At 45.8% G+C, this 25,674-nt stretch carries 27 protein-coding genes; 19 read left to right on the top strand and 8 right to left on the bottom strand.

Annotation, left to right across the window (positions count from 1 at the left end):
- Positions 1-121: 121 nt before the first annotated feature.
- The 6 genes from brxB (at position 122) to OTK50_RS07025 (ending at position 4,638) form a co-directional block, all read left to right on the top strand.
- Positions 122-559: a bacilliredoxin BrxB gene (brxB, locus tag OTK50_RS07050; RefSeq protein WP_101669850.1), complete on the top strand. Its 438-nt coding sequence runs from the start codon at positions 122-124 to the stop codon at positions 557-559.
- A 245-nt stretch (positions 560-804) separates the two neighbouring features.
- Positions 805-1,572, top strand: coding sequence for a transporter substrate-binding domain-containing protein (locus OTK50_RS07045; RefSeq protein ID WP_224223659.1), 768 nt, complete (start codon positions 805-807; stop codon positions 1,570-1,572).
- A 61-nt stretch (positions 1,573-1,633) separates the two neighbouring features.
- Positions 1,634-2,293, top strand: a complete 660-nt coding sequence (locus OTK50_RS07040) for an amino acid ABC transporter permease (protein WP_003153227.1) — start codon at positions 1,634-1,636, stop codon at positions 2,291-2,293.
- The gene (locus OTK50_RS07035; protein ID WP_045208196.1) at positions 2,286-3,008 is read left to right on the top strand and encodes an amino acid ABC transporter ATP-binding protein; all 723 of its coding nucleotides are present in this window, start codon (positions 2,286-2,288) and stop codon (positions 3,006-3,008) included. Before OTK50_RS07040 ends, OTK50_RS07035 begins: the two co-directional genes overlap by 8 nt.
- A gap of 76 nt (positions 3,009-3,084) precedes the next feature.
- Complete coding sequence (locus OTK50_RS07030) at positions 3,085-4,038, top strand: aromatic acid exporter family protein (protein WP_032874154.1); 954 nt, start codon at positions 3,085-3,087, stop codon at positions 4,036-4,038.
- A gap of 69 nt (positions 4,039-4,107) precedes the next feature.
- On the top strand, positions 4,108-4,638 hold the full coding sequence (locus tag OTK50_RS07025) for a L,D-transpeptidase (protein WP_003153233.1): 531 nt from the start codon (positions 4,108-4,110) through the stop codon (positions 4,636-4,638).
- A 13-nt stretch (positions 4,639-4,651) separates the two neighbouring features.
- On the opposite strand, the gene prli42 is transcribed toward OTK50_RS07025, so the two are convergent.
- Positions 4,652-4,747, bottom strand: a complete 96-nt coding sequence (prli42, locus tag OTK50_RS07020; RefSeq protein WP_007408390.1) for a stressosome-associated protein Prli42 — start codon at positions 4,745-4,747, stop codon at positions 4,652-4,654.
- A 93-nt stretch (positions 4,748-4,840) separates the two neighbouring features.
- On the opposite strand from prli42, the gene mce reads away from it, so the two are divergent.
- From mce to OTK50_RS07005, 3 genes are read left to right on the top strand one after another with little or no spacing between them, the layout of a single operon-like run.
- Entirely contained in the window at positions 4,841-5,269 is a 429-nt protein-coding gene (gene mce / locus OTK50_RS07015; protein WP_088461101.1) for a methylmalonyl-CoA epimerase, read from the top strand.
- Entirely contained in the window at positions 5,256-6,779 is a 1,524-nt protein-coding gene (locus OTK50_RS07010) for an acyl-CoA carboxylase subunit beta (RefSeq protein WP_396021775.1), read from the top strand. The genes mce and OTK50_RS07010 overlap by 14 nt, the downstream gene beginning before the upstream one ends.
- 16 nt (positions 6,780-6,795) lie before the next feature.
- A complete protein-coding gene (locus tag OTK50_RS07005; protein WP_003153237.1) occupies positions 6,796-7,911 on the top strand; it encodes a tripeptidase T in 1,116 nt (371 codons plus the stop codon).
- A gap of 112 nt (positions 7,912-8,023) precedes the next feature.
- Here OTK50_RS07005 and OTK50_RS07000 read toward each other — a convergent pair whose 3' ends face one another.
- Together OTK50_RS07000 and OTK50_RS06995 are read right to left on the bottom strand one after the other, a co-directional pair.
- Positions 8,024-8,860 carry a membrane protein insertase YidC gene (locus tag OTK50_RS07000; RefSeq protein ID WP_224223658.1) on the bottom strand — a complete coding sequence of 279 codons (837 nt, stop codon included), beginning with the start codon at positions 8,858-8,860 and terminating at the stop codon, positions 8,024-8,026.
- A 32-nt stretch (positions 8,861-8,892) separates the two neighbouring features.
- Positions 8,893-9,174, bottom strand: coding sequence for a hypothetical protein (locus OTK50_RS06995; RefSeq protein WP_003153239.1), 282 nt, complete (start codon positions 9,172-9,174; stop codon positions 8,893-8,895).
- A gap of 75 nt (positions 9,175-9,249) precedes the next feature.
- Between OTK50_RS06995 and OTK50_RS06990 the strand changes: the two genes are divergently transcribed.
- Positions 9,250-10,494, top strand: a complete 1,245-nt coding sequence (locus OTK50_RS06990) for a DNA polymerase IV (RefSeq protein WP_029973901.1) — start codon at positions 9,250-9,252, stop codon at positions 10,492-10,494.
- A 108-nt stretch (positions 10,495-10,602) separates the two neighbouring features.
- Positions 10,603-12,012, top strand: a complete 1,410-nt coding sequence (gene gndA, locus OTK50_RS06985; RefSeq protein ID WP_007408395.1) for an NADP-dependent phosphogluconate dehydrogenase — start codon at positions 10,603-10,605, stop codon at positions 12,010-12,012.
- A 90-nt stretch (positions 12,013-12,102) separates the two neighbouring features.
- Here gndA and zwf read toward each other — a convergent pair whose 3' ends face one another.
- Positions 12,103-13,572 (bottom strand): glucose-6-phosphate dehydrogenase, encoded by a 1,470-nt coding sequence (zwf, locus tag OTK50_RS06980; RefSeq protein WP_045208191.1) that lies wholly within the window; start codon positions 13,570-13,572, stop codon positions 12,103-12,105.
- 208 nt (positions 13,573-13,780) lie between these two features.
- Here zwf and rnz point away from each other — a divergent pair, with 208 nt between their 5' ends.
- Both rnz and rpmG read left to right on the top strand, forming a co-directional pair.
- Positions 13,781-14,707 (top strand): ribonuclease Z, encoded by a 927-nt coding sequence (rnz, locus tag OTK50_RS06975; RefSeq protein ID WP_224223657.1) that lies wholly within the window; start codon positions 13,781-13,783, stop codon positions 14,705-14,707.
- Positions 14,708-14,782: 75 nt separating this feature from the next.
- Positions 14,783-14,935, top strand: a complete 153-nt coding sequence (rpmG, locus tag OTK50_RS06970; protein WP_266121849.1) for a 50S ribosomal protein L33 — start codon at positions 14,783-14,785, stop codon at positions 14,933-14,935.
- Positions 14,936-14,984: 49 nt separating this feature from the next.
- On the opposite strand, the gene OTK50_RS06965 is transcribed toward rpmG, so the two are convergent.
- The 3 genes from OTK50_RS06965 to OTK50_RS06955 all read right to left on the bottom strand — a co-directional run bounded on the left by OTK50_RS06965 (position 14,985) and on the right by OTK50_RS06955 (position 17,351).
- The gene (locus OTK50_RS06965) at positions 14,985-15,758 is read right to left on the bottom strand and encodes an alpha/beta fold hydrolase (RefSeq protein WP_038459097.1); all 774 of its coding nucleotides are present in this window, start codon (positions 15,756-15,758) and stop codon (positions 14,985-14,987) included.
- Between the two features lie 113 nt (positions 15,759-15,871).
- Entirely contained in the window at positions 15,872-16,888 is a 1,017-nt protein-coding gene (gene namA, locus OTK50_RS06960) for an NADPH dehydrogenase NamA (protein WP_003153250.1), read from the bottom strand.
- A gap of 139 nt (positions 16,889-17,027) precedes the next feature.
- The gene (locus OTK50_RS06955; RefSeq protein WP_053284913.1) at positions 17,028-17,351 is read right to left on the bottom strand and encodes a GlpM family protein; all 324 of its coding nucleotides are present in this window, start codon (positions 17,349-17,351) and stop codon (positions 17,028-17,030) included.
- A 138-nt stretch (positions 17,352-17,489) separates the two neighbouring features.
- Between OTK50_RS06955 and OTK50_RS06950 the strand changes: the two genes are divergently transcribed.
- Positions 17,490-18,368, top strand: a complete 879-nt coding sequence (locus tag OTK50_RS06950) for a LysR family transcriptional regulator (RefSeq protein WP_082998715.1) — start codon at positions 17,490-17,492, stop codon at positions 18,366-18,368.
- Positions 18,369-18,694: 326 nt separating this feature from the next.
- On the opposite strand, the gene loaP is transcribed toward OTK50_RS06950, so the two are convergent.
- On the bottom strand, positions 18,695-19,225 hold the full coding sequence (loaP, locus tag OTK50_RS06945) for an antiterminator LoaP (protein ID WP_007612427.1): 531 nt from the start codon (positions 19,223-19,225) through the stop codon (positions 18,695-18,697).
- A gap of 734 nt (positions 19,226-19,959) precedes the next feature.
- On the opposite strand from loaP, the gene fabD reads away from it, so the two are divergent.
- The 5 genes from fabD to OTK50_RS06920 are packed head-to-tail and all read left to right on the top strand — an operon-like array spanning position 19,960 to position 25,649.
- Positions 19,960-22,218, top strand: a complete 2,259-nt coding sequence (gene fabD / locus OTK50_RS06940; protein WP_221663811.1) for an ACP S-malonyltransferase — start codon at positions 19,960-19,962, stop codon at positions 22,216-22,218.
- Between the two features lie 40 nt (positions 22,219-22,258).
- Positions 22,259-23,239 (top strand): LnmK family bifunctional acyltransferase/decarboxylase, encoded by a 981-nt coding sequence (locus OTK50_RS06935; RefSeq protein WP_082998712.1) that lies wholly within the window; start codon positions 22,259-22,261, stop codon positions 23,237-23,239.
- Positions 23,240-23,263: 24 nt separating this feature from the next.
- On the top strand, positions 23,264-23,536 hold the full coding sequence (locus tag OTK50_RS06930; RefSeq protein ID WP_003153264.1) for an acyl carrier protein: 273 nt from the start codon (positions 23,264-23,266) through the stop codon (positions 23,534-23,536).
- Complete coding sequence (locus tag OTK50_RS06925; protein WP_140957450.1) at positions 23,533-24,897, top strand: long-chain fatty acid--CoA ligase; 1,365 nt, start codon at positions 23,533-23,535, stop codon at positions 24,895-24,897. Before OTK50_RS06930 ends, OTK50_RS06925 begins: the two co-directional genes overlap by 4 nt.
- Before the next feature lie 14 nt (positions 24,898-24,911).
- Positions 24,912-25,649 (top strand): SDR family NAD(P)-dependent oxidoreductase, encoded by a 738-nt coding sequence (locus OTK50_RS06920; protein WP_082998709.1) that lies wholly within the window; start codon positions 24,912-24,914, stop codon positions 25,647-25,649.
- Positions 25,650-25,674: the final 25 nt, after the last annotated feature.

The following is a 25,674-nucleotide window of genomic DNA, read 5'->3' as shown; positions in this document are numbered from 1 at the left end:
CATAAACTTACATCGAGAACATAAAAGGGACAAAAAACAATTGGATATGAGCGGTGTCATTTGCCGATAGGGAGGTTCCTTGCTATCATAAGAAGAGATGATCAAAAAGGAGAGGTCCCAGTTGAATATGGATTTTAATTTATTTATGAATGATGTCGTGCGTCAAGCCCGCCAGGAAATCACGGCCGCCGGGTATACAGAGCTGAAAACCGCTGAGGAAGTGGACAAAGCGCTTTCGAAAAAAGGAACGACACTCGTCATGGTCAACTCTGTGTGCGGATGCGCAGGCGGTATTGCACGGCCTGCCGCGTACCATTCCGTACATTACGATAAACGCCCGGATCAGCTTGTGACAGTATTTGCCGGACAGGATAAAGAAGCGACAGCCAAAGCGAGAGAATACTTTGAAGGCTATCCGCCGTCCTCCCCGTCATTTGCCATTTTAAAAGACGGTAAAATCATGAAAATGGTGGAACGCCATGAAATTGAAGGCCATGAGCCGATGGCCGTCGTCACAAAACTGCAGGAAGCATTTGAAGAATATTGTGAAGAAGTATAAGTGAAAGAAAAACCCCGGAGCCAAGCGCTTGCGGGGTTTTTTTATATGGAATCTGTATAAATATAAATATTTATACATCGGCGTTCAGCTGTCACTAATCTGAAAAACAATGACTATAATAAACACAGAAAGGAAAATATATTTTTCAAAAATAGTATTGCATCACAATTAAAAAGTGTTTAAAATACAAGTTAACGAATAAATATTCAAATTTAAGAGATCAGTAGATATGGGGGAAATGAATCATGAAGAAATGGCTGTTGGTATTAGCTGCCGCATGTATCACCTTTGCGCTGTCCGCCTGCGGATCAGGCAATTCAGGCTCAGAAGGCGGAAAGATCAAGCTGATTATGGGTACATCGGCTGACTATAAACCATTTGAATATAAAGACGGCGATCAGATCACCGGGTTTGACGTTGATCTGGCAAAAGCTCTGGGCAAAAAGACCGGCTATGACGTTGAGGTGCAGGACATGGACTTCAACAGCCTGATTACAGCCTTGAAGTCCAAGCAGGTAGATATGATTTTATCTGGAATGACACCTACGCCGGAACGGAAAAAGCAAGTTGATTTTTCTGATATTTATTATACTGCTAACAATATGATCGTTACGAAAAAGGGAAGCAGCATTAAATCCCTGAATGATCTGAAAGGCAAAACCGTCGGTGTTCAGCTCGGCTCCATTCAAGAGGAAAAAGGCAAGAAGCTCGCTTCGAAATACGGTTTTCAGCTCGAAGACCGCAACCGGATCTCAGACTTAACCGAAGAGATCAAATCCGGGCGTTTTGATGCCGCGATTATCGAAGACATCGTAGCACAAGGCTATTTCAGTTCAAATAACGATCTGCAGGGCTTTGCGTCAGCAGATGCGAAATCAGACGAATCGGGCTCCGCGATTGCGTTCCGCAAAGACAGTGATCTGACAGCGAAGTTCAACAAAGCGCTGAAAGAAATGGAGAAAAACGGAGAAATCGAAAAACTGAAGAAAAAATGGTTCACCAACGAGAAATAAAAGAAAGCTCAACTTTTCGTTGAGCTTTTTATCTTGAATAAAGACAAAGGAGATCACACGTATGAATTTGGATTTCTCAGCGACAATCCCCCAAATTCCTTTTATATTGGAAGGCCTTGCGGTCACATTGAAAATTGTGCTCGTTTCAGCGGTCATCGGTCTTGTATTAGGCATCGTGCTCAGCTTATTTAAAATCAGCACGATCAGTCCGCTGAAATGGATTGCAGATTTTTATACTTCGATATTCCGCGGCACGCCGCTCGTGCTGCAGCTGATGATCATCTATTTCGGTATGCCGCAGCTCCTTGGCTTTCAGATCGATCAATTTTGGGCGGCGGTCACCGCATTATCGCTCAATTCAGCCGCTTACGTCTCTGAAATTATCAGAGCGGGAATCAACGCAATTGACAAAGGACAAAAAGAGGCTGCCGTCGCTCTCGGCGTGCCGTACGGAAAAATGATGAAAGATCTGCTGCTGCCGCAGGCGTTTAAAAACATTTCTCCGGCTATTATTAACGAATTAATCACCTTAACGAAAGAATCGGCGATCGTCACAGTTATCGGTCTTGGCGACATTATGAGACGGGCCTACCAGTCTGGCGCCGCAACATACAACTATTTAGAACCTCTTATTGTGGCGGGCTTAATCTATTACGTGCTCGTTTTGATCTTAGCATTCATCGGAAAAGGCGTAGAAAGGAAGCTGAAAGCTAATGATTAAGGTCGACAACCTGTCAAAATCATTCGGGAAACATGAAGTACTGAAAAACATTTCAACACAGATCGAAGAAGGGGAAGTCGTCGCTGTCATCGGCCCTTCCGGTTCCGGCAAATCAACGTTTCTGCGCTGCTTAAATCTTCTGGAAACCCCGAGCGGCGGAACGATTGCCATTAAAGAAAACGAAATTACCGCCTCTAAAACGAATAAACTGAAAGTGCGGGAAAATATCGGCATGGTATTTCAGCATTTTCATTTGTTTCCTCATAAAACGGTGCTTGAAAATATCACATACGCGCCGGTCAGTGTGAAGAAAGAGTCTAAACAGGAGGCGGAGGAAAAGGCGTGCGCTCTCCTTGAAAAAGTCGGACTGCTTGACAAACGGAACGACTATCCGAACCGTTTGTCAGGCGGACAGAAGCAGCGGGTCGCCATCGCGCGGGCGCTTGCCATGAATCCTGACATCATGCTGTTTGATGAACCGACCTCGGCTCTTGACCCGGAAATGGTCAAAGAAGTTCTTGAGGTGATGAAAGAGCTTGCGCAGACGGGCATGACGATGGTGATCGTAACGCACGAAATGGGGTTTGCCAAAGAAGTCGCAGACCGCGTATTATTTATGGATGAAGGGACGATCGTGGAAGACGGGCAGCCGGAAGAATTTTTTCTTTCTCCGAAGTCAAAAAGAGCACAGGACTTTTTAGAAAAAATATTATAAAATATAACTGGAAGAAAAGAAGAAGGGTGCTCTTCTTCTTTTTTTTGAGAAAGAAACAAACAGAATGGAGCAAGCAATGTTTAAAATCGGTTACCGCACACTAAAGACCGCACTTGGAACGGCGCTGGCCATTTATTTAGCCCAGCTGTTGCATCTGCAAAACTTCGCATCCGCAGGAATCATCACCATATTGTGCATCCAGATTACGCAAAAGCGGTCGCTTCAGGCCTCGTGGGCCCGATTTGCCGCCTGTTTATTGGCAATCGTCTTCTCATATGTCTTTTTCGGGCTGATCGGCTATTACCCGTTTGCGATCGGAATATTGCTGGTGCTGTTCATTCCGACTACAGTCGTTTTAAGAATAAACGAAGGGATCGTCACCAGCTCAGTAATCATTCTTCATTTATATATGTCCGGCGGCATTACGATGGCGTTTATCTGGAATGAGTTCCAGCTGATTACCGTAGGTATCGGCGTCGCGCTGTTAATGAATCTGTATATGCCGAGCCTCGACAGAAAACTCGCGGCGTACCGGAAAAAAATCGAGGACAACTTTTCCGTCATCTTCGCCGAAATCGAACGGTATTTGTTAACTGGTGAGCAAGATTGGTCGGGGAAGGAAATACCGGAGACGCATCAGATGATTCAAGAGGCGAAAAACCTCGCCTATCGGGACGTGCAGAATCATATTTTGCGCCATGAAAATCTCTACTATCATTATTTTAAGATGAGACAGAAACAATTTGAAATCATTGAACGGCTGCTGCCGAAGATTACCTCTATTTCAATAACGGTGGAGCAGGGCAAAATAATCGCCCATTTCATCCATGAATTAAGGGAAGCCATTCATCCCGGCAATACTGCTCATAAATTTTTAAAAAGACTTGCAGAAATGAGAACGGAATTTGAAGAAATGCCGCTCCCGGCAACGCGCGAGGAGTTTGAAGCGCGGGCGGCTTTGTTCCACCTCCTCGGTGAGATGGAACAATATCTCGTGATTAAAAGTTATTTCAAAGGCATCAAGCTGTAAAAAACATATGGATCAATCGCATGAGTCCTCCTTTCATTGGTCATTCTAATGAAAAAAGGAGGGGAGCCCATGCGATTTTTTTTATTGTCAGCCGCCCTGCTGCTGTCTCCGCTTTGGCCGCTTGGCGCAAACCCTTTGCCGGGTGACCCTTATATTATCGTCAATAAAGCCACAAATGCGCTTGCTGTTGTGAAGGATAACCGAATAGAAGGCATTTATCAGGTGGCGACGGGAAAAACGGATGATTTGACGCCTGAAGGAGAATTTACGGTAACGGTCAAAGCCGTCAATCCGTATTACCGAAAGAAAAATGTAGAGGGAGGCGCGCCGGAAAACCCGCTCGGCGTCCGCTGGATCGGCTTTGACGCGAAAGGAACCGACGGCAGGATATACGGCATTCACGGAACAAACAGAGAAGAGCTGATCGGGGGGTTTGTGTCAAACGGCTGCATCCGTATGAAAAACCGGGATGTCATCCGTATTTTCCGGATTATCCCTCCCGGAACGAAAGTATTGATTACAAAAGAAAACCGCTCATTCGAGGACATTGCAATAGAGCGGAAAGCCCTCATAAAAAAGCAGGAAACCCCCTTGCAATGAGGCGCCTGCTTTTTTACCGCAAATACATCATAATGCCTGAGAGGAGGGTTGAAAGTATAAATACGCCCAAAATGACGATGACGGCGCTTTTCATAAATTTTTGAGACATTGTTTCACTCCTTAAGATTACTGTCTATCATTTTAACGTGTTTCGCTTGTATGAACAAGCCATATCCTATGATGGAAAGCAGGTGGCCGCGCTATGAAAAAACTTGATCATGTCGGCATTGCCGTCAGCTCTATTGAAGCTGCGAGAGGATTTTACGAACGGATGCTCGGGCTTACGTATATGGGAGACGAGCTGGTAAGCGGCCAAAATGTGAGAGTTGCTTTTTTAGAAGCGGGATGCACAAAGCTTGAGCTGATTGAGCCGCTGTCGGACGCGTCTCCCGTCAGCTCTTTTTTACAGAAAAGAGGCGAAGGGCTGCATCATTTGGCATTCCGCTGCGCCGATATGAAGGAAACGATCAAGGAGCTTGAAGCATGCCGCATGACTTTGATCCATCATGAACTGCAAAACGGAGCGGGCGGGAAGAAGATCGCATTTCTCTCTCCAAAAGAGGCGAACGGGGTCCTGATTGAGCTTTGTGAAACAATTGAAAAAGGAGAAACTCAAGATGAGCATGAGTGATCATATCAGACACTTAAACGAAAGACGTTCCTTTTTAACAAACGGCGGCGGAGCGGAAAAAAATGAAAAACAGCACAAAAAAGGCAAGCTAACGGCAAGAGAAAGAATTGATTATTTATTGGACGAAGACAGTTTTTCAGAGCTGCAGCCGTTTGCCAAAAGCCGCATGCCCGGGTGCCGGAATGCTCCGGGAGACGGCGTCGTTACCGGATACGGCACAATTGACGGACGGCCCGTGTATTTGTTTGCCCATGACTTTACCGTACTCGGCGGGACGCTCGGCGAGACGCATGCGGAAAAAATCGCGGCGGTAATGGATCTGGCGGCGAAAAATAAAACTCCGATCATCGGGCTGAACGACTCAGGTGGTGCGAGAATTCAAGAGGGTGTGGTATCATTAAATGGATACGGTCATATCTTTAGGCGCAACGTCCTTTACTCGGGAGTGATTCCGCAAATTTCTGTCATCCTTGGGCCGTGTGCCGGCGGTGCTGTTTATTCACCCGCATTGACGGATTTTGTGATTATGGCGGAACATACGTCGCACATGTTTATTACAGGCCCGAAAGTCATTGAACAGGTTACGGGTGAACAGATTGACGCGGAAAGTTTAGGCGGTGCGGGAATACATAATGTGATAAGCGGTAATGCCCACTATTCCGCACGAACGGAAAAAGAGGCTCTTTCCGCTGTGAAAACCCTGCTTTCTTATCTCCCGCACGGCGGACAGACGGCATTGCCCGTTAAAAAGGAAGACGCCAGACCGTTATTAAACACCCTCGTTCCCGCGGACAGTTCGAAACCTTACGATGTGTTACAGGTAATAAAAGAACTGGCGGATGACGGAACGTTTTTTGACATTCAGCCGTATTTTTCCAAAAACATTGCTGTCGGTTTTCTGAAACTCGGACGGCGTACAGTCGGTGTTGTCGCAAACCAGCCGAAACACTTGGCGGGGAGCCTCACGATTGATGCCGCTGACAAAGCGTCGAGATTCATCCGTTTTTGCGACGCGTTTCATATTCCGTTATTGACGATCGCTGATGTTCCTGGATTTCTTCCGGGCCTTCAGCAGGAGCATGCGGGAATCATCCGTCACGGAGCAAAATTGCTGTATGCTTTTGCCGAAGCGACGGTGCCGAAAGTGACGCTCATCATCAGAAAAGCCTACGGAGGCGCCTATGTCGCCATGAATTCGAAAGGGCTCGGGGCAGATCTTGTATTCGCCTGGCCCAATGCGGAAATCGCCGTGATGGGAGCGGAAGGCGCGGCGTCAATTTTATACAGCAGAGACATACAGGCTTCTGACGACCCGGAGAAAACGAAGCGCGAAAAAAAAGCCATATACGAAAAGGAAAACGCCGGTCCGTATAAAGCGGCGGCCTGCGGAATGGTGGATGATATCATCCGGCCGGAAGACTCGAGGAAAAAATTGATTCAGGCATTTGACATGCTTGCGCATAAGGAAGAGGAAAGACCGAAAAAAAAGCACGGTAATATACCGCTTTAAACGGAGGGAACTGAAAATGGTAAACGAAAAACGTCTGCTTGAAGAATTTCTTGAACTCGTTCAAATTGATTCAGAGACAAAACATGAAGCGGAAATCAGCAAGGTGCTCAAACAAAAATTCACTGATTTAGGATTGAGCGTAAAAGAAGATGATACAAAAGAAGTGACGGGGCATGGCGCCGGCAACTTAATCTGTACGTTAAAGGGCACAAAAGATGCGGATACGATTTATTTCACATCGCACATGGACACGGTTGTCCCCGGCAAAGGCGTTAAGCCGATTGTGGAAGACGGCTATGTAAAATCCGACGGCACGACGATTCTCGGCGCTGATGATAAGACGGGTCTTGCCGCAATGTTTGAAGCCATTAAAGTGCTGAAAGAACAAAACATCGAGCACGGCACCATTGAATTCATTATCACGGCCGGAGAAGAATCGGGATTAGTCGGGGCAAAAGCAATGGATCGTTCAGACATTACCGCGAAATACGGTTTTGCGCTTGATTCAGACGGAAAAGTCGGCAACATTATTGTAGCCGCGCCGACACAAGCGAAAGTGAGAGCAACCATTTTCGGGAAAACGGCTCATGCGGGGGTAGAACCGGAAAAAGGCATCTCCGCGATTACAATCGCGTCAAAAGCAATCTCAAAAATGCCGCTCGGCCGTATTGATAAAGAAACAACGGCTAATATCGGACGTTTCGAAGGCGGAACGCAAACCAATATCGTCTGCGACCAGGTTGATATTCTGGCTGAAGCGCGTTCATTAGTGCCTGAAAAAATGGAAGCGCAAGTGCAGAAAATGAAAGAAGCTTTCGAATCTGCTGCAGCTGAGATGGGGGGCCGCGCGGAAGTGGACATCGCGGTCATGTATCCGGGTTTCAAATATCAGGACGGCGATCAGGTTGTGGAAGTCGCAAAAAAAGCGGCGGCAAAAATCGGCCGGCCGAGCGAACTTCAGACAAGCGGCGGCGGAAGTGACGCAAACGTCATTGCCGGCCACGGCATTCCGACAGTCAACCTGTCAGTAGGCTATGAACAAATCCATACGAAAAATGAGAAAATGCCGATTGAAGAGCTCGTCAAAACGGCGGAAATGGTCGTTGCCATTATCGAAACAGCGGCCAACTAAAAACGAAGCACCCAATTTGGGTGCTTTTTTCATTCTTCATGATAATTGGCTTAAAGCCTTGCAGATACAAGAAAAAAACCCTGCCGGATAGGTTTCGGGCAGGGTTTCAGTATTATGATTTGGCGGGCTCCGCCTGAGCCGCAGCTTGTTTCTTTTTATGATGCGTCTGCTGTAAAAGTACATTCTGCACTGTCAAAAACAGTCCGCTTGTAAACCAGTAAAGCGGCAGCGCAGCCGGTACGTTAAGTGAAAAAATGGTCATCATGACAGGGAAAATAAAGACCATGATTTTTGCTGACTGCATCGCGGCCGGATTTTGAGCAGCCGGTGAATATTTCTCGTTTAATTTTTGGGAAATATAAGCCTGTAAGAAATACATGGCCCCCGCGCACAGTGATACAAGAATATCAGAATGCCCTAAGCTGAACCACAGAAATGAGTGTGAAGCGATTTCCGGCGTTGAGCGGATGGCGTAATAAAAACCGATCAAAATCGGGAATTGCACCAGCATTGGAAGACATCCCATTGCCATCGGATTCAGATTGTGCTCACGGTAAAGCTTCATCATTTCCATTTGCAGTTCTTTTTGTTTTTCCGCATCTTTCGTTTTTTTTATTTTAGCCTGAATGCTGTCGACCTGCGGTTTGATCACAGCCATTTTTTCCTGGAACACCCGCTGTTTCTTAAATTGGTTCACAAACAAAGGCAATACAACGATCCGGACGATAATCGTCACCAGAATAATCGACAGTCCGTACTCACCGTGGAACAGGCCCGCCACACCTTTTAAAAGTGCCGAAAACGGCTCGATCAGGTAATCGTGGAAAAAACCGATATTCCCAAGGCCTCCCGTCTGAGTCTGAGATGTCGCCGCAAAAGCCGAGCGGCCTGTGCACAGTACGATAAAAAACAATCCGAATGCGATCCATTTTTGATATGTTTTAGACAATTATGTCTCCTCCTTTTTATCTTCACTTGCCGTTATAAAAGGAGGAAGCTGACATCTTCATCATCATTCGCCGGTGAATTCATGCGGATGACTTTACGTATCCAAGTTGTAATGCGATGATATATAATAATAAGAAAGTCTGTTCGGTTCAGCTGAACGACTGCTTGATGTTCATCTATTCGTTTCGTTCTCCAATGCTCTCCTGCGCGGCGCTCACGCAAAAGAAAAGCGATGCCGATCGCGGTCAGAGCGGGAAGAATAATTGTGAAAAAATCGACTAAAAATAAAAAGTCATTCATTGACTCAAGAATCATTTTATCACATCCATTCAGCTCTTATTTTACTACATATATATAAGGTTGTCTATGAAAGGAAAGGAGGCGCCGGGAGTGGCCGGAAAAGGGAGAATTATATTTCATATCGATATGAACAGTTTTTATGCCTCCGTAGAAATGGCGTATGATCCGTCTTTAAGAGGAAAACCTATCGCCGTTGCCGGAAACGTGAAGGAACGGAAAGGAATCATCGTCACCTGCAGCTACGAAGCGAGAGCGCGGGGCGTAAAGACCACCATGCCGGTGTGGCGGGCAAAACGCCTCTGTCCGGAACTCATCGTCGTGCCTCCGAATTTTGACCGCTACCGGAGTTCATCAAAAGAAATGTTCAGCATTCTGAGGGAGTATACGGATTTAGTCGAGCCTGTTTCTATTGATGAAGGATACATGGATATTACGGACACACCGCACAGACACAGGGCGTATGAGACAGCAGAAGACATTCAGGCGAGACTGCAAAAAGAGCTTTTGCTTCCGTCAAGCATCGGCATCGCCCCGAATAAATTTCTCGCCAAAATGGCGTCTGACATGAAAAAACCGCTCGGCATCACCATTTTAAGAAAAAGAGAGCTGCCGGACGTCTTATGGCCTCTTCCGATTGAAGAGATGCACGGTATAGGAACGAAAACTGCGGAAAAAATAAAAACGCTCGGCATCAAAACGATCGGTGATTTGGCAAAAGGAGATGAACATGCGCTGAAAACGCTTCTCGGCATAAACGGCCCGAGGCTGAAGGATAAAGCGAACGGCATCCATCCTGCAGAAGTCAATCCCGAGCGGATTTATGAATTTAAAAGCGTCGGCAACTCATCCACCCTGTCGCATGATTCGGCTGACTGGGATGAATTAACGGGCGTGTTTGACCGGCTCGCGCTGTCTGTGAGCGAACGGCTCCAGCGTAAGGAGGTCATGGCCTGCCGGCTGTTCATCATGATTCGGTATGCGGATTGGAAAACAGTCACAAGAAGCATGACCCTCAGCAATCCGGCTGATCAGAAAAAAGACATCATGGAAGCGGCGATGGAACTGTTTGACAAGCACTGGAACCAAAACCCGGTAAGGCTTCTCGGCATCACCGGAACGGAACTGGTCGAAAAACAGCAGGCGTATAAACAGCTTGATCTGTTTTCATTCAAGGAGGACGCAAAGGATGAGCCGATTTTTCAGATGATGAACGAGCTGAATGAAAAATACGGCCAAAACCTGATCAGAAAAGGCGCCGTTATAAAAAAAGAAGAAAGCAAAACAAGGGGAACGAGCTTTAACAGAGACTTTTTCCAGGATGAAAAGAAAAGGTGAATAACTTGAAAAAAGGGGTTATGTATGATAATTTCTTTAGTATAAATATCATTTTATTTTAATTTAAATTTTAAAATGGTTAAACGTTTGAAGAAGGGACGTTAGAATATGTCAAAACAACAAATCGGAGTTATCGGTCTTGCGGTAATGGGTAAAAATCTGGCTCTTAACATCGAAAGCCGGGGATTTTCTGTGTCTGTATACAACAGATCAAGCAGCAAAACGGAAGAGTTTTTAGAAGAGGCAAAAGGCAAAAATGTTGTCGGTACATACAGCATTGAGGAGTTTGTCCAGTCTCTTGAAACACCCCGTAAAATTTTATTAATGGTTAAAGCGGGAACTGCAACGGATGCGACGATTCAATCTCTTCTTCCTCATCTGGAAAAAGACGATATTTTGATTGACGGCGGAAATACATACTATAAAGATACACAGCGCCGGAACAAAGAGCTTGCCGAAAGCGGCATTCACTTTATCGGAACGGGTGTATCAGGCGGTGAAGAGGGAGCGCTGAAAGGGCCTTCTATTATGCCGGGCGGCCAAAAGGAAGCGCATGAACTCGTGAAACCGATTCTAGAAGCCATTTCTGCTAAAGTGGACGGAGAAGCTTGTACGACATACATCGGCCCGGACGGAGCGGGGCACTATGTTAAAATGGTGCACAACGGTATCGAATACGGTGACATGCAGCTGATCTCTGAGTCATATTTCATTTTGAAACAGGTGCTCGGATTGTCTGCCGAAGAGCTTCACGAAGTATTCGCTGAGTGGAACAAAGGAGAGCTTGACAGCTATCTGATCGAAATCACGGCTGACATTTTCACTAAAAAAGATGAAGAAACGGGCAAACCGCTTGTTGACGTCATCCTTGATAAAGCAGGCCAAAAAGGAACGGGTAAATGGACAAGCCAAAGTGCTCTTGACTTAGGCGTGCCGCTGCCGATTATCACTGAATCTGTTTTTGCGCGTTTCATTTCCGCAATGAAAGAAGAGCGTGTGAAAGCAAGCAGCCTTCTGTCCGGGCCAGACGTTAAGCCGGTCACTGAAAATAAAGAAGAGCTGATTGAAGCGGTCAGAAAAGCGCTCTTCATGAGTAAAATCTGTTCTTACGCACAAGGCTTCGCCCAAATGAAAGCCGCGTCTGAAGAATATAACTGGGATCTGAAATACGGTGAAATCGCGATGATTTTCCGCGGCGGCTGTATCATCCGCGCGGCGTTCCTGCAAAAGATCAAAGACGCATATGACCGTGAACCGGAGCTTGACAACCTGCTGTTAGACAGCTACTTCAAAAACATTGCAGAAAGCTACCAAGGCGCCCTTCGCCAAGTGATTTCACTTGCCGTAGCCCAAGGCGTGCCGGTACCTTCGTTCTCAAGCGCACTTGCGTATTACGACAGCTACCGTACGGCAGTGCTTCCTGCAAACTTGATTCAAGCGCAGCGTGATTACTTCGGCGCGCATACGTATGAACGCACAGATAAAGAAGGCATTTTCCATACTGAATGGATGAAGTAATGAAGAAGCCCCCGCAGTTATTGCGGGGGCTTTTCTGATATCAAAAACCGCGGGCCGTCATGAACGGCGCCGCGGTTTTTTGATGTTTTCTTATATATTCCACCAGTGGAGACCGTCTTTTTCAAGAAGATCGTCCGAAGCTTTCGGTCCCATTGACCCGGCTTCATAATTCGGAGAAAGGGTTTTGTCGGCTGCCCACGTTTCGGAAATCGCATCGACGAAATTCCATGAAAGCGCCACTTCGTCCCAATGGGCAAAGTTTGTCGCATCACCGAGCAGACAGTCATGGATTAATTTTTCATAGGCTTCCGGTGTGTTCATTTCATCACTGCAGTTGCTGCAGTAATCCAGCTTAATCGGCTGAGCATGAGCGGCTCCGCCTAATTTTTTAGCGTTCAGATATAAAGTGATGCCTTCATCCGGCTGAATATGGATGACAAGCAGGTTCGGATTTACATTCGTTTCATTGCCGTAATAAAGGTTCATCGGAATGTCTTTAAATTGAACGACGATTTTCGTTGATTTTTCTTTCATCCGTTTCCCTGTGCGGATATAAAACGGAACGCCGGCCCAGCGGAAGTTATCGATTAACAGCTTTCCGGACACGAATGTTTCCGTATTGGAATCCGGTGCTACATTTTGCTCATCTGTATAGCTCGGTACAGCGTTTCCGTCAATCGTTCCCGCTTGGTATTGTCCGCGGACGAAGTAGTCGCTCACTTCGTTTGGAGCGACAGGGCGGAGAGCTCTCAGCACCTTCACTTTTTCGCTGCGGATTTCTTCCGTGTTCAGTTTAATCGGCGGTTCCATCGCCAAGAGGGCGACCATTTGTAAAATATGGTTTTGAACCATATCACGGAGTGCGCCTGATTTCTCGTAATATCTCGCACGATCCTCAACGCCGAGATCCTCACTTGACGTAATCTGGATGTTTGAGATGTAGCGGTTATTCCACAGCGGCTCAAACAGCGCATTCGCAAACCGGATGACTTCGATATTTTGAACCATTTGTTTGCCTAAGTAATGGTCGATCCGGTAAATTTGATCTTCCGTGAAAGCTTCGCGTATTTCTTTGTTAAGCTCTTTCGCACTCGGCAGGTCATGGCCGAACGGTTTTTCAATTACGAGACGGGACCAGCCATTTGTCGCTGTGACACCTTCGTTTTTAAGTGATTTTGCGATAGTGCCGAAAAACTCAGGAGCCATCGCCAAGTAAAACATTCTGTTGTTCGGGATTTCATATGTATGTTCAAGCTGATCAAGCAGGACATTCAGCTCCTGATAGGAACCCGGATTCGTTACATCAAACGGATGGTAATAAAAATGAGATGTGAAATCGTCTATGTCTTTTTGCCCGGCAGAAGAAACAGACGTTTTAACGGTTTCCCGGAGGTCCTCGTTTGACCAAGGTCTTCTTCCAACACCTACAACTGCAAACTCTTCACCAATTTGACCATTTTTATATAAACGGTGAATGGAAGGGTAAAGTTTTCGTTTTGCCAAATCCCCTGTGGCACCAAATATTACAATTACTGCTTTTGGTTTGTCGTTTGTTTTCACTTAGAGTACCTCACTTTATCTGAAGCATGGTTTAAAACCCCGCATATTTCCTTCATTTTAAATCTAAAATTCGTTGAAAGCAAACATTTCAGCCTGTTTTTTGCGGTTTGCGGAAAAAAATTAATCAGGCCGGAGAAGGCCCGGGTGAATTCACATTTTCAGCCTGATCCTGTATCCTTAGTAGTACAAAGATCTAGGAGGAAGCATTGTGGAATTATTATTTTTAGGGACGGGGGCCGGCATGCCGGCCAAGGCGAGAAACGTAACGTCCGTCGCGCTGAAGCTTCTTGAAGAAAGGCGTTCCGTATGGCTGTTTGATTGCGGAGAAGCCACTCAGCATCAGATATTACATACAACAATCAAACCGAGGAAAATTGAGAAGATTTTCATCACCCACCTTCACGGCGACCATGTTTACGGTCTTCCGGGTCTGTTGGGGAGCCGTTCATTTCAGGGCGGTGAAGAAGAGCTGACGATTTACGGGCCAAAAGGCATTAAAGCCTTTATCGAAACAAGCCTGAACGTGACGGCGACTCATCTGACGTATCCTCTTACCGTACATGAAATCGAAGAGGGGACGGTTTTTGAAGATGAGCAATTCATTGTTACCGCAGCATCCGTCATTCACGGCGTGGAAGCGTTCGGCTACCGGGTTCAGGAAAAGGATATTCCCGGCGCATTGCAGGCCGGCAGATTAAAAGAAATGAATATCCCGCCCGGACCCGTCTATCAGAAAATCAAAAAAGGCGAAACGGTCACACTTGACGATGGCAGAATCATTAACGGGCGGGATTTTTTGGAACCCCCGAAAAAAGGGAGAATCGTCGCTTTTTCCGGGGATACGAGGGCATCAGAGCGGGTAACGGAGCTGGCGCGCAATGCGGATGTGCTTGTTCATGAAGCGACGTTTGCCAAGGAAGATGCAAAGCTCGCACATAATTATTATCACGCGACGACAGAACAGGCTGCGCAAACGGCAAAAAAAGCAGGCGCCAAACAGCTGATCTTAACTCATATCAGCGCAAGGTATCAGGGTGAATCGCCGATAGAGCGTCTCGAACATGAGGCGAAAGCGGTATTTGAAAACAGTAAGATCGGATTTGACTTCATGGAGGTCACTGTGGAGCGGTCTTAAAAAATGAACGCTTGACATTTTTTTCTGGTGAGATATAATAAAACGTAATAATTACGATTTGTATAAGGGGTGAAAATGAAGCGTGTAAATGTTACATTGGCCTGTACAGAGACAGGGGACAGAAATTATATTACGACGAAGAACAAACGGACGAATCCGGACCGGTTAGAAATGAAAAAGTATTCCCCCCGGTTGAAAAAGTATACGTTGCATCGTGAGACAAAATAGATCACGATAACAAAAGCCATTGTGCCGTTGCACAATGGCTTTTGTTTTATCAGTTTACCGCCTGATAGGCAGGGGCATTCATTTGCTGGCGCACCGCGCACCAAACATCATAAATGGCAAGGTGGACGATGTGCGGTTCATCGTGGTGAATGGCATGAGAACTGTTTTTGGCCTGAATCCATCCGCTTTGATAAGAGACATCAAGCATGCTTCTGTGCAGTTTCACCCATTGTTCATGAGCGTGCTTTAAGCGCTCATCCCGCTCTCCCGATGATAAAATCAACAGCGGCATATCGCCAAAATGAATCTGCTGATGCTTGATCTGACGAAGGCTCGTCAAAAATTCCGCGTGTGATCCTTCCAATATGAACTGTTTCAAATAGGCGGCTTTCATTTCTTCGGGAAGAAGCGGAAGCACTTTCGTCTCCTGATCCTCAGAAACCGGATCAAGCATCACCATCCCGAGAATATCCCGGCGGTTCCGGCTCGCCCAAAGTCTGCTGATAATCGCGCCGTATGAATGCGAGACGACAAGATAAGGAGGCTTGACGCCGGCCTTCAGAAGAAGAGTGTTTAATTCCTGTACCATGTGGTCCGCCGTTCTCTTGTTTCGGCTTTGTCCGCTTTTGCCGATTCCGGCTCTGTCATATGTGAAAACCCCAAATTCTTCATCTATGTCAGCGAGTAATGATGTCCATGTTTCAGAAGAAGTGCCGTAGCCGGCTTCAAAGACGATCGTCACTTCGCCGGCGCCTTTACGGTGTTTCGTATAAAACGGACACCCGTCAATCAGATATGTCCTTTCCATCCATGCTGCTTTCATTGGAGTCATCCCCTCTAATTGGTTCTATAGGGAAGACGGAGAAGCTTCGGCAATCGTTTCTCAAAAAATAAAAAAAGAGACAGCCGGATCGAAAAACTCCGGCTGTCACTTCATCACCAAGCTCTGTCGTATTGAACCGGTGACGGTATTTCAGTATTCAGCTGCTTCGCTGCACTCCTTGCAAAGTGCGGATCGCGCAGAAGTTCTCTCGCGACAAAAATAAGGTCAGCGCGGTTGTTTTGCAGAATTTCTTCCGCCATTGTTCCCGTCGTTATCAAACCGACGGCGCCTGTTGCAATTTCGGCCTGTTCACGGATTTTCTCCGCGAAGCTCACTTGGTAGCCTGGGAAGACGTTAATATCAGCTTGAACGAGTGCGCCTGAGCTGCAATCAATGAGGTCGACTCCCTGTTCTTTCATCCACTTCGCAAAACCGATATGATCCGCAATGTCCAGCCCTTTGTCTGTATAATCCGATGCAGAAATACGGACAAATAACGGGCCGTCCCAGACTTCCTTGACGGCTTCAATGGTCTCGCCTAAGAAGCGGTAGCGATTTTCATGTGAGCCTCCGTATTCGTCTGTACGGTGATTGGACAGAGGGGACAAAAATTCGTGCATTAAGTAGCCGTGTGCGGCATGAAGTTCAATAATGTCAAAGCCGGCTTCTTTCGCGCGCGCCGCTGCCTGTTTGAATTCCTGAATGGTTTCTTTAATTTGTTCTGTCGTCATTTCAGCCGGTGTTTTGGACTGCTCGTCGAACGGAATAGCTGACGGAGCGTAAATGTCTCCCTCAAGCTCAGCTTTACGTCCGGCGTGCGCAAGCTGAATGCCGATTTTAGATCCTTGCGCTTTCACTTGTTCCGTCAGTTTGGCAAAACCTTCGATATGATCATCGCTCCAAATGCCTAAATCCTGATCGGAAATGCGCCCCTGCGGATTAACGGCTGTCGCTTCAACGATAATCAGGCCGACCTGGCCGATTGCACGCGATATATAGTGCGCCATATGAAAAGGCTGCAGTTTTCCGTCCTTCTCATGTGAGGAATACATGCACATCGGTGCCATAACAATACGGTTTTTGATCGTTACATCTTTAACGGTCCATGGTGTAAATAATTTTCTGGCCATTTATTTCGCCTCCCGGAATGTTTGTAGACATTAATTATAACAACTCATGATCATTCAGTCATATAAACTGCTCACGACTGAGCGCATTGTTATTATTGTTCTGGAAGGGCATTTTTTTATACACATCGGTGCCGTATCTTCATAACAGGTATTTACAGCCGATCATATAGCAAATATAGATGAGAAACGCACCGATGACTGCGTGGCCACCTTTGAACCAGTTTGTCAGGATGAAAATACTGCTGATGAAGATCACTGCGCCGAAGGCACCGAATATTCCGTTTTTTTGAGCGGCTCTGAAATCGTCGGGGCTCATATTTTTCAGCTGCAAGTGAATATTCAGTAGCGTCATGATTGGCAGCAATGTGATAACGCCTGATAAAAATAAGTATTTCGACTTGCTTAAATACGCGGCGGCCACCATAACGGTGCCGCCGATAAAAAACTGAATGAGAAAACTCATGCTGAAACGCTCACCTTCTGTTTGTTATCAAGTATAATGATGGAGACATTGCCATTTTATTTTTGATTGATGTATAAGTAAACTAAATATAACTAATGCATTGGATAATAAAGAATGATATCTGGGAGATGAAGCCGGTTGGATTTAAAGAAGCATTTAGCCTTTATTAAAACGGTTGAAAGCGGCAGCCTGACCCAAGCCGCTGCCATATTGAATTACACACAGCCGAACATCAGCCAAATGATCAGTAAATTAGAGGAAGAGTACGGTTTTCCGCTTTTGATCAGACAGCGGCATGGGGTGAGACCCACCGCAAATGGCTTGAAAGTGTTACATATTATGAAGGAAATTCAAAAAAACTATGAAAAACTGTCTGAAACCGTTGATAATATTAATGGGTTAGAAAGAGGGGAAGTCCGGCTCGGCACTGTTACGAGCGTGGCGGTAAAATGGCTGCCGAAAATTTTGAGGGAATTTCATGAGCTGTATCCTTCCATTAAGGTGCATTTGTTTGAAGGAAATTCTACTGAACTGGAAGAATGGCTGAAAGATGACCGGATTGATGCGGCGATCGGGACATCCCACAGCGAGAAGTGGCATTTTTACCCGTTGGCCGAGGATCCGATTGTAGCGGTGATGAGCCCGCAGCATGAATTGGCGCAATGTGAAACGGTTCCGTTACATGTCATGGAGTCCGTCAAATGTATCGTGCCTTATCCGGAGACACATTTTGATGTGCTGAAAGTGCTGAAGGAAGAAAAGATTACGCCGCGGGTCGCTTATCAAATCAGAGGGGATGAAGCGATTATTGCAATGGTGCGGAACAATCTGGGGATCAGCATCTTGCCGCAGCTTTTGGTGAATGATTGTGATGTGCTCATCAAACGGTTCGACCGGTATGTCTCCAGGCAGCTCGGCATTTTGACAGCTCATGCAAAGGAGACGCAGACACCTTCTGTCCAGAAACTGATTCAATGCATACAAGAATGGGTTGCGGTCCATCAGGCTTCTGTCTGAAGAAGCCTGATGTGCGTTTAAGCCGGTTCAGGATAATAGACCAGCATAAAATATGTCACCGATTCATCCGAGGAATTAAAATAACTGTGCGGCATCGCCCGAAGTCAGCACATATTTTTCGTCATGAAGCTCAACCGTCAATTCACCGCTCTTGATTAGAATGTATCTTCCCCTAAATGTGATTTTTGCCTCTTGGGCGCAGCACGGCTTCAGGTCAACTATGCCTTGAAAACAAAAAGTCTGGGGTTATTTTGGTGTCGGGCTTTCGTCTGTTTATATAAAAAGGGCATCAACGGCACATGCTGTTGATGCTTTTTTTTGAAATGCTAGGGTTTGGAGAGCACTTCAATTCCGACGTTGACCATTTTGTCCAGTCCCATAAAAGACAGGCAGATTTTGGCGCGTCTTTTTCTTTTATCGATCTTTTTAATAATGCCTTCCATTCCTTTAAGAGGCCCTGAGGCAACGGTTACTTTTGAATTTTCAATATAGACTTTTGAATAATCTACAATGTCTCCTTCTCCGATCAGCCTGATAATAGGGAGGATTTCTTCATCCTTAATTGTCGTGAAATAGGTTTTACGCTCTTTGGAATAATATGCGCCGTTATTCACGATTCTGCATGAAATGGGGAGTTCTTTGATTTTATGAAATGTCCGCTCTGTCATCTTCGTTTTAAACAGAACATATCCCGGAAACATCTTTTTGAGTGCCTCGTATTTGATTCCGGCTTTTCGTTCTGTGACTTTTTTCTTGGGTATGATTGAGTAGAGAGCCTGCTCATCAAACTGCAGACGCAGAAATTTTTGCACTGCTTCTTCTTTTCCCGACTCTACAAAAAGTGCGTACCATTTCATGACTGGATCCTCCTTAGAATAATAAGAAATTATTATACAAAGAAAGTATTTAATGGATAGTATTTAAAGTGATTAAAAATTTTTCTAATTCGTCTTTTTTTTACATAATATATGAAAATGAAAAATAAGTATAGACCCAATTGACAGAGAAGCGATGAAATTTTCTTTGACATGAAAAGGGTTCAGGGAATTATCTGACATTTATCCCGAAACAATTATGCCGACTGTCCACCGAATATAAAACTGTGGAATAAATGTCAGAAAATAACGAAATAAAGCCTTGACATTATTATCTATAAATTGATATTATTCTCTTTAAATAGCAACTATTTGTTAAATTTATTAAATTGATGTAAAGCACCTATTAAATTTCAATCGCTGTTTCGGCACGTTGAAGAGGAAATAGGGATTATAAAAATGATTGTAGTGTATATATCTACATATACATGATAAGGGAGAAGTGTGCCGTCATGGCTGTTTTCGGGCATATTGGCACTGCAGCTTGTCATGCGAAACATTCAGTAAACAAGCAATATGTTTTAATATAAATTATGTTAGAAAAGGAAAACACAATGCGTTTGCGATTTTTAAACCTGTGCTGAATCGCAAACGCGTTTGTGTTTTTATTTTTATGCCGGTGTTTACACCAGTCAATATATGAAATAAGAGACGTTTTTGTATGGAGATCCACATGTGATGTACAAAATTGGCGATGCGGAAAGGATGAGGATAAGATGCTTACGTTTGTGTTCCCGGGGCAGGGTTCTCAATTTAAAGGAATGGGAGCCGGACTGTTTGATGAATTTCAAGATCTGACACGTCAGGCTGATGACATATTAGGCTACTCTATAGAAGAATTGTGTCTGGAGGATCCGAATCACCAGCTGGGGAAAACGCAATTTACCCAGCCGGCGTTATATACGGTGAGTGCACTCAGTTATTTAAAGAAAATGAAAGAGTCGGGGAGAGAGCCTGATTACGCCGCAGGGCACAGTTTAGGAGAATATAATGCGTTATTTGCGGCCGGCTGCTTTGATTTTGAGACCGGTTTGCAGCTTGTAAAAAAAAGAGGAGAGCTCATGAGCAAGGCAGCTCCCGGAGGCATGGCGGCGGTTTTGGGGTTTACGGCTGAACAAGTAAAAGAGGTTCTATCCGATTATCATCTGACCGGCATTGATATCGCTAACCACAATTCACCTTCGCAAATTGTGATCGCCGGAACGAAACAAGACATTGAAAAAGCGGGCCCCGTCTTTGAAAAAGCCGGCGTGAGAATGTACCTTCCTTTAAATGTGAGCGGCGCCTTCCATTCCCGCTATATGAAAGATGCTGAAAAAGAGTTCGCGGATTATTTAGAAAGAACGGCGTTTTTGCCTCTTCGTTTTCCGGTGATCTCAAATCTTCATGCCGCACCTTATAAGAATGATGAAATCAAAACAAATCTGACTTTGCAAATGACCAATCAGGTAAAGTGGACGGACACGATACGCCGTCTGATGGGACTTGAAAATAATGAAATTGCAGAAGTTGGGCCCGGGGAAGTGCTGACAAAACTGACGCGTCAGATTAAAAAAGATGCCGTCCCATTACCTATGCCGAAAGAAGAGTCTGATACTGCTGATGTTAAAGCATCGGCAGCTGATCCGCAAAAAACGGCGGGAATGAGATTAGGGAACGAAGATTTTAAAAAAGATTATAACATCCAATATGCTTACATGACGGGCTCCATGTACAGGGGAATTGCTTCGGAACAGATGGTCATTAAAGCGGCAAAAGCGGGAATGCTGGGCTTTTTCGGAACGGGCGGATTGAGTATCGAACGGATCGGACAGGCCATCGGAACCATCCGGTCTGCACTGCGGCAAGGGGAAACATTCGGAATGAATCTTCTTCATCATATGATGTCACCTGACAAGGAAGTCAGAATGATAGATTTATATTTGAAAAACGGCATTCATCTTATTGAAGCATCGGCATTTATGGGCATAACCCCCGCTCTCGTTATATACAGGGCAAAGGGATTAAGCAGGAATCATGACGGATCGGTGTCAGTTCAAAATAGAATCATCGCGAAAGTATCCCGGCCTGAAGTCGCTGAGGCATTTCTGAATCCGGCTCCGGCTCATGTGCTGGAAAGACTTGTGTCTGATAATCGGCTGACAGCCGGGGAAGCGGCGCTTGCAAAAGAAATTCCGATGGCTGATGACATTTGCGTTGAAGCGGATTCAGGAGGGCATACCGACCAAGGGATTCCGTATACATTAATGCCTGCCATGATCAGACTCAGAGACCGCATGATGGAGAAGCACGGTTATGCGAAAAAAGTAAGAATCGGCGCAGCCGGCGGCATCGGCACTCCGGAAGCGGCTGCTGCGGCGTTTCTGCTCGGCGCCGAATTTATCGGAACCGGTTCTATTAATCAATGCACGGTCGAAGCCGGGACAAGTGATTCAGTGAAAGATCTGCTTCAGGAAGCGAACGTGCAGGATACGTCATACGCTCCCGCGGGAGATATGTTTGAAGCGGGAGCAAGGGTGCAGGTGCTGAAAAAAGGACTGTTTTTCCCGGCAAGAGCCAATAAACTCTTTGACTTGTACAGACAATACAATTCTTTAGATGAAATAGATGAAAAAACGAAAACATTAATTGAAGAAAAGTATTTCCAGCGCGGTTTTGAAGAAGTGTATGAGCAGCTGAAACGTGATAAATCTCCTGAACAGATCGCCAAAGCCGAACAGAATCCGAAACACAAAATGGCGATGGTATTTAAATGGTATTTTTCTCATACGACGAGGCTCGCTCTGGAAGGAAAAAGCGAAAGTAAAATAGATTACCAAATTCATTGCGGCCCTGCGCTCGGCGCGTTTAATCAGTGGGTGAAAGGAACCCCGCTTGAAAATTGGAGAAACAGGCATGTCGATCTGATCGGCAAACAGCTCATGGAAGAAACAGCCGGCCTTCTTGCGCAAAGGCTGGTATCGATTACAGGCTGAGTATGACCAGCCATTACATTTTTTCTGCGGAGGACAGACCATGCTGATTGAAAATCATGAATTAACGATGAGCCATGTCGGGTTAGGGAATTTGAATGAGTACGCGCTGCTGCTGTTATTCGGCAACGCACACAGTCACCATTTAACGGACGGAACGGGATTCCGGCCTGATCAGATGGCCGATCACCAAGGGCTGATTTTGTATCCGGCTTATTTTATGACACATCTCAAAGTTCCTTCAGATAAGCCTCTTGATCAGTACCGATTATGGGACGAGGTTTCCGTCGGAGTCGATATCTCCCGGTTTGGAGAAACCATATTAGAATCTGATTATTTGTTCGGGCCGAAAGGAGCGGTCAGCTCTGATAAAAGCGAGTGGGACCGGGGACGGTTTCCTTCTATGAAAGCCAATAGTTTAATTGTCGTCGACGTCACACAAACAGAAGGTTCGACCCGCAAAGTCTCAGCGCCTAAGGCTGAATGCATTGCGGAACTTTCTAAGCTAGCCAAGCCGCCTTACGCGCTGATGCGGTCAAAGAAAATCAGAACGGACGCCTTCGGTATGAAGCCGGGCAATATCAAAACAGCAGACCCCGTTTCATATCGGGTTCCTGTTGATCAGGATGCTGCGCCCGGGCATGCCATGGTGTTTGCGAAATTCAGCAAGATAATGGATGCGGCGGAATTTGAATGGATGACGCGCCGGTCGAAGCCGGGTTTTCCGGTTTCAATCGCGCGGCATTTATTTTTGCTTGAAAGAGAGACGTATTATTACGGAAATTGTTTTGCAGATGAAGAGCTTGATATTTATATGACGGGACACATTGAAGAATGCGATCCCGACTTTCACGGTGAGTCCCTCGGTATGATCTCAGTGGCGAAAATCAGCTATCAGATTGAAGTCTATATGAAAAGAAATCATACATTGCTGGCCATTTCCAAGGTGGATAAGCTGCTGGCGGTGCCGACCTCTTCACAAGATCATATTCCGGATTATAAACGGGTCATCAGAAGTTTATAAAATGAAGAATGGAGCTGAAAGCAAATGGAACAAACCAAGGAAATGAAGCAGATCATCGCTCAAATCATTCAGGACATTCAAGAACAGCAGTCATATCGGGCCGTCGAAGCGGGAGATGATGTGAGAGTCATAGAGGATCTGGGCTTCTCATCACTGGATATCGCTCAATTAGTCGCACAGATGGAGATGGAAACCGGAGTAGATCCTTTTTCCCAAGGAGAAACGATTTCCAGCATTACAACCGTCGGCAGCATTTGTGATATTTATCAAAAATATATGGACAGTGCACAATCATGAAAACAGAAAGCGGGGGAGATATCAGCTGGGTGACTGATAAGCTTAGGGAAACGCAAGACAGTGAGTTTCTCATTTTTAAAGGGCAGACTTTTACGTATGATGATTTGCTGACACGAATCAGCTTTTTTCAGAAAGAACTTAAACAAAACGGAATACGTGAAGGAGAATGTGTGGCGCTTATCGGGGATTATTCCCCGAACGCCATTTTTTTGCTGATGGCGCTTTTGTTAAACCGAAATATCGTTGTCCCTCTCAGCAATGAATCAAGGGAAAAGCATCTCGATATGTTTGAAGACGCGAAAGTGAATCAAATCATTGAAATAAATGAAAATGACAGCTGGACGCTTCGTGAAGGTTCTGAAAGCGCCTCTCACCCTCTGCTTGATGACCTGCGCGAGAGAGGGGAATCAGGCATTATTATTTTCACATCGGGAACCTCCGGCAAAAGCAAAGCATCCGTGTTAAGCGCCGGCCGGCTGCTTGAAAAATACAAAACGGCGAAGAGAAAACCGCTGCGTACGCTCATTTTTCTGAAATTAGATCATATCGGCGGCATTAATACGCTGTTTGCGATTCTGTTTAACGGGGGAACGATCGTCACATCAGACAGCAGAACGCCGGAGTCCGTTTATCAGGCGGTCGACAAACATGCTGTCCAAGTGCTCCCCGCCACCCCGACCTTTTTAAACATGCTGCTGATGTCCAAGGCGGATGCCGGCTATAACCTCTCTTCACTCCGGCTGATCACTTACGGCACAGAACCGATGCCGCAATCAACGCTGCGCGGCATCCACCGGATGTTTCCGGATGTACGGCTGAAACAAACATACGGATTAACTGAACTGGGTATATTCTCAACGAAATCAAAAGACAGCCAATCCACTTGGATGAAAGTAGGCGGCGCCGGAACAGAGACCAAAATTACCGGAGGCACGCTTTGGGTCCGTTCTGAGTCGGCGATGCTCGGCTATTTAAACGCACCGTCACCTTTCGATGAAGACGGCTGGTATGACACCGGTGACCAGGTGGAAACAGACGGCGAATATATAAGAATCCTTGGAAGAAAGAGTGAAATCATTAATGTGGGCGGAGAGAAAGTGTTTCCGGCAGAGGTGGAAAGCGTCTTTCTAGAGATACCGAATGTCCGGGATGTTCTCATAACGGGCAGAAAAAATCCGATTACGGGCGAGATTGTCGCGGCAGAGGCCGTGCTTGAAAAAGAGGAAGATATCAAATCTTTCAGAAAGCGGGCCGTAGCTCATTGCAAACAGAAGCTGCAGCCATATCAGATACCGCAAATCATCTCTGTTACAGATCGGAAACTGTCTAATGATCGATTTAAAAAAATAAGAAACGTGTAAAACAGGAGGCAAATATGAATAACGGAAAAGTAGCGGTCGTCAGCGGAGGAAGCCGGGGGCTGGGAAAAGCGATTGTACAGACGCTTTTGGATGAGGATTACAAAGTAGCCGCTTTCAGCCGCAGTGAATCTGATTTTATTAACACATTGAGAGAGTGTGAAAAGTACCGCGGCCGCTTTTATTGGGAAGCGGCGGATGCGGCGGATGATGCCGCCATGAAACAGTTTGTTCTTCAAGTATACCGCAAGTTTTCCAGAATAGACGGCTTGGTCAATAACGCCGGTTTGAACCTTGATCAGCTGTTGCCCCTGACCAATGATGAAGACATTGACCGCATACTCAATCTGAATATCGGTTCAGTCATCAAGCTGACCCGAAACGTTTCCCGTGTCATGCTGAAACAAAATTCCGGTTCAATCGTTAACATAAGCTCCATTATCGGCTCAAGAGGATTTAAAGGCACTTCAGTCTACAGCGCATCCAAAGCGGCTCTTGACGGCTTGACGCGAAGCCTGGCCAGGGAGCTCGGGTCTAAAGGAATCCGTGTCAATTCACTTGCGCCCGGTTTTGTGGACACCGATATGACGAAAAATATGCCGGAAAAACAAAAATCGCAGATTATCAGAAGGACGCCGATGGGACGTTTAGGCGAAACAGACGATATGACCGGACTCGTTCGTTTCCTGCTTTCTCCTGAATCGTCCTTTATGACCGGACAGACAATGGCCATAGACGGCGGATTAACTTGTTAAAGCACAGAAAAATTCTTTTGTACAA

This window comes from Bacillus sp. NEAU-CP5 (genome assembly GCF_026420705.1).
GTDB classification, from domain to species: Bacteria; Bacillota; Bacilli; order Bacillales; family Bacillaceae; genus Bacillus; species Bacillus velezensis.
This window is presented reverse-complemented; position numbering and strand designations above follow the sequence as displayed.

Bases quoted from the DNA above. Each gene is read 5' to 3' on its own strand.
- gndA (WP_007408395.1), top strand. From the start codon at position 10,603: ATGTCAAAACAACAAATCGGAGTTATCGGTCTTGCGGTAATGGGTAAA.
- OTK50_RS07005 (WP_003153237.1), top strand. From the start codon at position 6,796: ATGGTAAACGAAAAACGTCTGCTTGAAGAATTTCTTGAACTCGTTCAA.
- OTK50_RS06955 (WP_053284913.1), bottom strand. From the start codon at position 17,351: ATGAGTTTTCTCATTCAGTTTTTTATCGGCGGCACCGTTATGGTGGCC.
- fabD (WP_221663811.1), top strand. From the start codon at position 19,960: ATGCTTACGTTTGTGTTCCCGGGGCAGGGTTCTCAATTTAAAGGAATG.
- OTK50_RS07045 (WP_224223659.1), top strand. From the start codon at position 805: ATGAAGAAATGGCTGTTGGTATTAGCTGCCGCATGTATCACCTTTGCG.
- OTK50_RS07040 (WP_003153227.1), top strand. From the start codon at position 1,634: ATGAATTTGGATTTCTCAGCGACAATCCCCCAAATTCCTTTTATATTG.
- OTK50_RS06930 (WP_003153264.1), top strand. From the start codon at position 23,264: ATGGAACAAACCAAGGAAATGAAGCAGATCATCGCTCAAATCATTCAG.
- namA (WP_003153250.1), bottom strand. From the start codon at position 16,888: ATGGCCAGAAAATTATTTACACCATGGACCGTTAAAGATGTAACGATC.
- prli42 (WP_007408390.1), bottom strand. From the start codon at position 4,747: ATGTCTCAAAAATTTATGAAAAGCGCCGTCATCGTCATTTTGGGCGTA.
- OTK50_RS07030 (WP_032874154.1), top strand. From the start codon at position 3,085: ATGTTTAAAATCGGTTACCGCACACTAAAGACCGCACTTGGAACGGCG.
- OTK50_RS06995 (WP_003153239.1), bottom strand. From the start codon at position 9,174: ATGATTCTTGAGTCAATGAATGACTTTTTATTTTTAGTCGATTTTTTC.
- rpmG (WP_266121849.1), top strand. From the start codon at position 14,783: ATGAAGCGTGTAAATGTTACATTGGCCTGTACAGAGACAGGGGACAGA.
- OTK50_RS07025 (WP_003153233.1), top strand. From the start codon at position 4,108: ATGCGATTTTTTTTATTGTCAGCCGCCCTGCTGCTGTCTCCGCTTTGG.
- OTK50_RS07010 (WP_396021775.1), top strand. From the start codon at position 5,256: ATGAGCATGAGTGATCATATCAGACACTTAAACGAAAGACGTTCCTTT.
- OTK50_RS06965 (WP_038459097.1), bottom strand. From the start codon at position 15,758: ATGAAAGCAGCATGGATGGAAAGGACATATCTGATTGACGGGTGTCCG.
- OTK50_RS06935 (WP_082998712.1), top strand. From the start codon at position 22,259: ATGCTGATTGAAAATCATGAATTAACGATGAGCCATGTCGGGTTAGGG.
- OTK50_RS07035 (WP_045208196.1), top strand. From the start codon at position 2,286: ATGATTAAGGTCGACAACCTGTCAAAATCATTCGGGAAACATGAAGTA.
- OTK50_RS06925 (WP_140957450.1), top strand. From the start codon at position 23,533: ATGAAAACAGAAAGCGGGGGAGATATCAGCTGGGTGACTGATAAGCTT.
- OTK50_RS06920 (WP_082998709.1), top strand. From the start codon at position 24,912: ATGAATAACGGAAAAGTAGCGGTCGTCAGCGGAGGAAGCCGGGGGCTG.
- mce (WP_088461101.1), top strand. From the start codon at position 4,841: ATGAAAAAACTTGATCATGTCGGCATTGCCGTCAGCTCTATTGAAGCT.
- loaP (WP_007612427.1), bottom strand. From the start codon at position 19,225: ATGAAATGGTACGCACTTTTTGTAGAGTCGGGAAAAGAAGAAGCAGTG.